The organism is Streptomyces sp. H39-C1, from assembly GCF_027158125.1.
Taxonomy (GTDB): Bacteria; Actinomycetota; Actinomycetes; order Streptomycetales; family Streptomycetaceae; genus Actinacidiphila; species Actinacidiphila fildesensis.
Window position 1 is genome coordinate 1 of sequence record NZ_JAPVLS010000179.1, and the last position, 7,006, is coordinate 7,006.

The 7,006-nt window shown below is 68.3% G+C and carries 5 protein-coding genes; all 5 read left to right on the forward strand.

Features of this window, described 5'->3' with window-relative positions; genetic code table 11:
* Positions 1-108 precede the first annotated feature (108 nt).
* Genes O3W51_RS46695 through O3W51_RS46715 form a run of 5 tightly spaced genes read left to right on the forward strand, consistent with a single transcriptional unit; the run spans position 109 to position 6,805 of the window.
* Positions 109-1,581, forward strand: coding sequence for a site-specific integrase (locus O3W51_RS46695; protein ID WP_269290086.1), 1,473 nt, complete (start codon positions 109-111; stop codon positions 1,579-1,581).
* The gene (locus O3W51_RS46700; RefSeq protein WP_269290087.1) at positions 1,581-3,299 is read left to right on the forward strand and encodes a hypothetical protein; all 1,719 of its coding nucleotides are present in this window, start codon (positions 1,581-1,583) and stop codon (positions 3,297-3,299) included. The genes O3W51_RS46695 and O3W51_RS46700 overlap by 1 nt, the downstream gene beginning before the upstream one ends.
* On the forward strand, positions 3,296-5,494 hold the full coding sequence (locus O3W51_RS46705; protein ID WP_269290089.1) for a site-specific integrase: 2,199 nt from the start codon (positions 3,296-3,298) through the stop codon (positions 5,492-5,494). The genes O3W51_RS46700 and O3W51_RS46705 overlap by 4 nt, the downstream gene beginning before the upstream one ends.
* Complete coding sequence (locus O3W51_RS46710) at positions 5,491-5,952, forward strand: hypothetical protein (protein ID WP_269290091.1); 462 nt, start codon at positions 5,491-5,493, stop codon at positions 5,950-5,952. Before O3W51_RS46705 ends, O3W51_RS46710 begins: the two co-directional genes overlap by 4 nt.
* 55 nt (positions 5,953-6,007) lie before the next feature.
* The gene (locus O3W51_RS46715; protein ID WP_138357953.1) at positions 6,008-6,805 is read left to right on the forward strand and encodes a methyltransferase domain-containing protein; all 798 of its coding nucleotides are present in this window, start codon (positions 6,008-6,010) and stop codon (positions 6,803-6,805) included.
* The last annotated feature ends 201 nt before the right edge of the window (positions 6,806-7,006 follow it).

Genomic DNA, 7,006 nt, shown 5'->3' on the forward strand with positions numbered 1-7,006 from the left:
CACATTGTCTCTGCTTAGTTCCCGTGTGGCGATTGGCTCCAAGTAGGCATGTGGCCTTGGGGTTTGTGAGTTGCCCTGGGTCGTGTGGTGTTTCTACTGTCAGTGCTCGTGATCCTGACTTTCTTCTCGTCCCACGGCTGGCGGTCTTGGGACATCAAGCACCGGCCGTTGATCCCCGAGGGGATGCCCGTGCTCGTCGACGACGACCTGCGCTTCGAGGACGGCCCGGCCGCACCCCGCCCGGCGGCGGTGGTGAACCGCTGGTTACGCGAGCTACCGGCGAGCGGGGCCCCGGCGCCGAGCTCGTGGGAGAACTACGCGAGGGTGCTCAAGGCGTGGACGGAGTTCCTGGCCGAGCACGGGGTGGGGCTGTTCGACTCGCGTGAGCGGTTGAAGGCGGGGTTGAGCCGGTATGCCGAGCACCGGGCCGCCGGGCCGGCCGAGGCGCGGTTCGCGGCGACGACGTGGGGCCAGCACATGAGCATCCTGTCGTTGTTCTACCGGTGGGCGATGGCCGAGGACTACGCGGCGGCGGAGCCGTTCACCTACCGGTCCGCGCGGGCGCTGTTCGCCGGGACCGGCCGGGAGGTGCGGGTGAACCTGGCGGTCCGCCGCACTCCGAAGCCGCACGTGACGATCAAGTACCTGGAGCCGGACTTCACCGAGCTGTTCCGCAAGGGCCTTCGCGGGCTGGCGCCGGACGGCTCGCAGGACACCGGCTTCCACGGCCGGGAGCTGGCCCGCAACGCCGCGATCGGTGACCTCGCGCTGGCCACCGGCCTGCGGCTGCAGGAGTTCACCCATCTCCTGCCGTGGGAGATCCCCCCGCTGCCGCTGGCGCCGACGACAGCGCCGATCCCGTTCCCGGTTCCGGCCGGGATCACCAAGGGGAAGAAGTTTCGCACTACCTGGATCTCCTACCAGGCCCTCGCCGCAGTGCACGACTACATGGAGCTGGACCGCGCGGCCACCACCGAGGACTCTGCGTGGCGCCCGCCGCGCCGGTGGGGAGAACCACTCGTGGTCGCCGAGCCCAGTCCCCGCGGCGGGCGGGTCAACGGGGTGCGCCGCTCGTGGGACTCCCTGATCCCGGCCGAACGCCGCCGCCTGGTCGCCCCCGAGGGAGGATCGTGCCTGCTGGCGGTGAAGAACGGCGGCGGTCCGTTCACTGCCTGGGCCGCGGTCTTCGAGCGCACATCGGACCGGATCCGGGCCCGATTCGAGCCCCGGTTCCCGCACGTTCACGCCCACCGACTCCGCCACTCGTTCTCGATCAGGACGCTCGAATACCTGGTCACCGGCCACTACCGGCAAGCAGCAAAGCTTGTGAGAGACACCGACGCGGATGCGGCGCTGGTCTTCTACCTCTCCAAGGCAGACCCGCTGCTGATCCTGCGGGACCTTTTGGGGCATAGCACCGTACTCGTCACGGAAAAGTACCTCCGCCGCCTGGACACCACCCGCATCTACCGGGAGGCATACGAGGGCGCTGGGACAGCAGCCGGGCTGACCAACAATGCGGAGGCCGAGCAGGAAGCCGCCGCCGAGTTCAACGGTGATCTCAGCGAGAAGGACGTCTGATGCCGACTCAGCTTATCGAGGAACCGCTCAGCATCACCTGCGTGTTCAGCAACGGCCGCCGGTCCGACTACTGTCTGGACGGGCTCCCCAACCCGCTCCTGGCCCGTGACCTGGCGACCGGTCTCGTGGACCTGATCCACCCACACGGCACTGCCGACTCGGACGGCACGGTCAACTTCTACGTCCAGGCCCTGCGGAACATGGTCCGCACCCTTGCCGCGCAAGGCTTCACCGGTGGCGCCGCACAGCTGCGGCGGGGCCAACTGGCCGAGTTCTGGATGACCAGCCCGACCAGGCTGGAAGCCCTGACCCGCGGCATGCTGGAGGGCTTCGCCCAGACAGGTGGCACGCTCGGCGAGGGGGTACTGGACCTCGCATCCGGCCGGCACTTCAACATCCAGCCCTACCGTCATGCCTTGCCTCCCTATCCGGAGGAAGAATGGCAGCGGCTGGCCGAGGTCTGCCGCACGCTGGTCGACGAGTCGTACGCTGTCCACCGGCAGGCCCTTGCCGCGGCCGCTCGCGGCAAGCACCCGGGCTCGGGCGGCTGGACAGCCGAGAATGTGCGGTGGCTGCTGGCCCGCCTCGGCCCGGTGACCACCGCGCGGTTCGGCAAGGAACTCGGCTGCACCGAGGGAGCGATCTGGCAGCGGGGAGGATTCCTGCAGGCCAACGCCGGTCTCTTCCCCACCCATGACGCTCTGATCGCCTACCGGCTGCTGTTCGGCATCTACTCCGGCATCGTCCCCGACGGCATTGACGACCTGGTCACCGACGACATCGACTGGGCAGGGGACTCGACAGTCCTTCTCTCTTATATCAAGGGCCGCACGGCGACGGAGAGCCTGACCCTGCCTCGCCGGGCCGTGCGCCTGCTGGAGCAGTGGCTGGCGCACTCGGCTCTGCTGCGGAGTTTCACCGGTCCTCGGGAGCGGCGACAGCTGTGGGTGGCTCTCAGCCGCCCGGGGCAGTTCACCGTCGTCACGGGCTCCGGTGCACGGGCGGCCATCCAGCGGTGGGTGGTTCGCCACCAGATACTCGCGCAGGACGGCAGCCCGTTGAAGATCCACCGATCCCGGATCCGCACCACGCACCATGCGATGCGCGACAAGAACACCTGGACGGGCAGCGGGCGGGCCACCATCGACCCCAACCACACCCCGGCGGTCGAAGGCGACCACTACCTGACCTCCGTGACACCGGCCCAGCAGCGCGCCGTCGAGGCGGTCATCGAAGACGCACAGCACGACATGCTGCGGCGGTCCCATCCACCGGCGGTAATCACACAGGAGGACGCGGTCGCGCTGGCCTGCGGCTACCCGCAACTGATGGCGGCCCTGGACCTGGACGACGCGGCGATCGCCGAACTCGTCGGCGGACAACGGGACGTGTTCACCGCCGCCTGCGGGGACCAGCTGTCCGGACTGCATGGCCCGAAGGGCAGGCCTTGCCCGGCCCGTCCCTGGGTCTGCCTGCTCTGCCCGCTCGCGGTGTTCGCCCCGCGGCACGCGGCGAACCTCCTGCGGCTCAAGGCGTTCTTCTCCCGGCAGTGGCAGCAGATGCCCGCTGCCCAGTTCATGGCCGTCTTCGGCCCTTATACGGCCCGGATCCAGCAGATCCTGGACCGCTTCGATCCGGCCGTCCTGGCGGCGGCGACCGTTCACGTCGCTGACCGCGATGACGAACTTCCCTTGCGGCCTGAGGAGATGACCGCGTGACCACCGCCGTTTCCTATGCCTTCGACGGACGGTCCGCCGTCTTCGCCGGCGCCGACGTCTGCCGGGAGGCCGGTCTCTGCCTGCCCGATACCGTTCGCCGCCCGCTCTTCGAGGACGACGTGTGGGATTTCACCGAGGTCGTCGGCCTGCCGGTCCACATGACCCTGTCCCTGCGACGCTTCGACTTCGCGACCATCACCAACATCCACTGGCGGATGGTCGCCAAGGAGTTGATCCTGGCCCTGCTTGCCCCTCGGCACCCGGCGGTCGCCCTGCTGCCCCGCGCCTACCGGACCGCGCTGCATCTCACCAGTTGCGCAGGCCGGCTAGACGAACTCATCAAGTTCCTGGCCTGGTTGGGCGGCCAAGGCGTGACCAGCCTCGCCGTGATCGACACCCGGATCTGCGAGGCATACCTCAGCCATCGCCGCTACGTGACGGATGAGCGCGGAGCCGTGATCGGCGAGCAGAGCCCAGGAACCCGGCGCCGGGCCGCGCAGGCCGTCGTCGACCTGGTCAGCTACCGCGAGCTGTTCACCGCCGACCGCGTTCCCGCAGATCTGCGGCCGTGGGGTGGAGCCACCGCCACCGCGGTCGCTGAGATGCCCAGCGGCCGGACGGAGAACAAGACCCGGCCCGTCGAGGACACCATCCTGCAACCGATGCTCGCCGCGGCGCTCTACCTGGTCTCCACGCTCGGCCCGCATGCCGTCGAACTCGCCGGACAGGTGCGCGAGGCGGACCGGACCACGTCCAACAAGGCGGGAGGACTGCGGCACGACACACTCATCCCCTTGGCCGAGTTCACCGAGTTGCTGGCCGAGTACAGGAGAACGTGCAGACCCCTGCCGATGCTGGCCGAACACCACGTCGCCGACCGCCTCGCCAACGGCTGGTCTGCTGATGATCCGCTCCTACCGGTGGCCACCGGAGTGCTTGCCCGCCAGGCCGGAGCCCGACAGTTCTGGCCACAGTGGATGCGCTCCCTGCGCGGGGTGCTGGAGGACGCGGTCGCTGAGGTCGGGGTGAAAGAGGTCTTCGGCCGGGACGCCGCCGAGATCACCACAGCGAACGCCTCGTCCACGCTGGCCTGGACCATGCCGCTGCACCGGCTTCAGGCCGTGGCCCTGGTCGGGATCGTCCGCACCGCCACGGTCATCGTCCTGGCCACGGTCTCAGGAATGCGAGCAAGCGAGCTGATGGAGCTGCGGATCGGGTGCCGACGAATGTCCGAGGAACCGGCTTCTGGCCTGCACCGCTACCGGCTCGCCAGCAAGGTGGTCAAAGGCCAGCCGCTCGGCGGCACCGCCGACGAATGGGTCGTCATCGAGCCGGTCTATCGCGCTGTCGAACTCGCCGAGAGCCTCCACGACGGACCGGACGACGGGGCACTGCTCTTCGGCCGGTTCGCCTTCACGATCCGATACCGGTGGTTCAGGAACTGGGTGAACTCCCCAGCAGGACAGCGACTGGGCCTGACCGCGATCCCCGAAGGACAGGTCAACTTGCGGATGCTCAGGCGGACTTTGGCCCTGGAAATGGCTTACCGGCCCGGCGGAGTACTGGCCTCCAAGATCCACATGAAGCATATTGCTGTCGCCACAACGGAAGGATATGCCTCGCGCCCCGGCGGGGCCCAGGCCGAACTCCTGGCCGAGGTCAACAAGCACGAGAGCGACCGCAACCTGGACCTGGTCCTGGCCGAGTTCCGCAACTACCAGCAGGGCATCCTGCCCGCCGGTCCCGGAGCCCGAAGCCTCACCGAGTTCTTCGCCAGCGTCGACGAGAAACTCGAACCCGCAGCAGCGTCGGCACCCCGGACCCAGCGCAGTGACCGGGACGTGCTGAACCTGCTGACCAAGCGCGCCATGACCCTGCACATCGGACCGGCGAACTTCTGCTGGTTCACCGACCCCTCCCGCGCGCTCTGCCTCAAACTCGCCGGCACCCCCACCGCCGACCGGCCACTGATCGGGATGTGTGACTCCGCCCGCTGCCCGCAGGCCACCCACCACCCCTGCCACCGGCCCGTCTGGGCCGACCACGCCGAACGGACGAAGACGTTCCTCGGCGACCTGGGCAAGACCCGCCGGACCGAACACGCCCGCCTGCAGCACGACTACACCCGGGCCCTTCGGGTCGTCGCCGAGATCGACGCAGCCTCCACCGACCCATCCGACAAGGACTCCGCATGAGGATCACCGCAGCACAACGGACCGAGAACGAGAACCGTATCCGAGCCGCCATGGACCGCCTCCTGCGCGGCGAAATCCCACCCGGCGGCACCTGCGACATCAAGACCCTCGCCCGCGAAGCGGCCGTCGACCGCACCGCCTTCTACGGCACCCGCCCCTATGCCCACCTGCGCGAAGAGTTCGAACACCGCCTTGCCTCACTGCAACAGGCCGGCGAGACCCCCGACCCGCGAGACGCCCGGATCGCCCGGCTCAAAGCAGAGATCACCAAGCTGAAGGAGCGACTCACCCAGTCGGAGAGCATCGCCAACAACCTCACCGACTTCCGGGCCCAGGCCCTCGCCCGCCTCGCCGCCCAGCATGAAGAGATCGTCCAACTGCGGGCAACCGCCACCACAGCCAGCCGCGTGACCCGCCTCCCTGGAGCGCGGACAACCATCATCGGATCCTGCAGTTGACCACGGCGATCACCCACCCGCGCCACCGCCACAGCCAGGCCGCTATCGTCGCCAGATGCCTGAAGCCCCCGAGAAGTTCGACACCGCGATGACCACCTGGCAGGAATGGCAGGACGCCCCATGGGGCCGACTGCGCTACTCGATCGCCGAGGCGAACCTTCTCCGCCATCTCGACAGCCTGGACGGCGGGCCGCTGCGAATACTCGACCTCGCCGGCGGCGACGGCGGCGACGCCATCCGCCTGGCCGCCCGCGGGCACCACGTCACCATCGCCGACTACGCTCCCGCCATGCTCGCCTCGGCAACCGAGCGGGCCGCCGCAAGCGGCCTAACAGAGCTGATCACCTGTGTCGAGGCCGACGTGACCGATCTCCCCGCGGATCTCGCCGGCGGGGAGTTCGACATCGTGCTCTGCCACAACCTCCTCCAATACATGGACGACATCCCCGGAGTCCTCGCCGCAGTTCTCGCCCCGCTCAAGCCCGGGGGCCTGGTCTCCGTGATGGCGATCAACCGGCATTCGGCGCCCTTGAACATCGCCATCCGGCAGATGGACCCCATGGCCGCACACGCCGCGCTCGAAACCGACCAAGCCCGAACCGAGATGTTCAACTCCGCACTGACACTTCACGCAGCCGAAGAGATCATCCCCATCCTGCAGAACCTGGGCTGCCGAGACGTCAGCCACTACGGCATCCGCAGCTTCTGTGACTACATCACCGACGACGCACGCAAGCACGACCCTGCCTTCTACGCCGACCTCGAACGCCTCGAACTCGCCACCACCGCACGGCATCCCTACATGCACACCGCCCGGATCTTCCAGCTCACCGCATGGAAGCCGACCGACTGATGTCGGGTCAGCCGTCTCGATCCTGGCGTCTTCCTCGCCATCCGAGACGGCTGGCCCACCCACCGCTTGAATGTGATGCCAGTCACTCCATGGCCATCGAATCGCTACACAGGCTCAACACCCGGGTCGCAAACGCACCCGCGAGCCCACCCAGCGAATAGCGACACCGACATCTCTGCACACGGCCTCTGCGGAGACAAG

What these genes read in the sequence shown, in the direction of transcription:
- O3W51_RS46700 (WP_269290087.1), top strand. Translation starts at nt 1,581, where the DNA reads ATGCCGACTCAGCTTATCGAGGAACCGCTCAGCATCACCTGCGTGTTC.
- O3W51_RS46710 (WP_269290091.1), top strand. Translation starts at nt 5,491, where the DNA reads ATGAGGATCACCGCAGCACAACGGACCGAGAACGAGAACCGTATCCGA.
- O3W51_RS46715 (WP_138357953.1), top strand. Translation starts at nt 6,008, where the DNA reads ATGCCTGAAGCCCCCGAGAAGTTCGACACCGCGATGACCACCTGGCAG.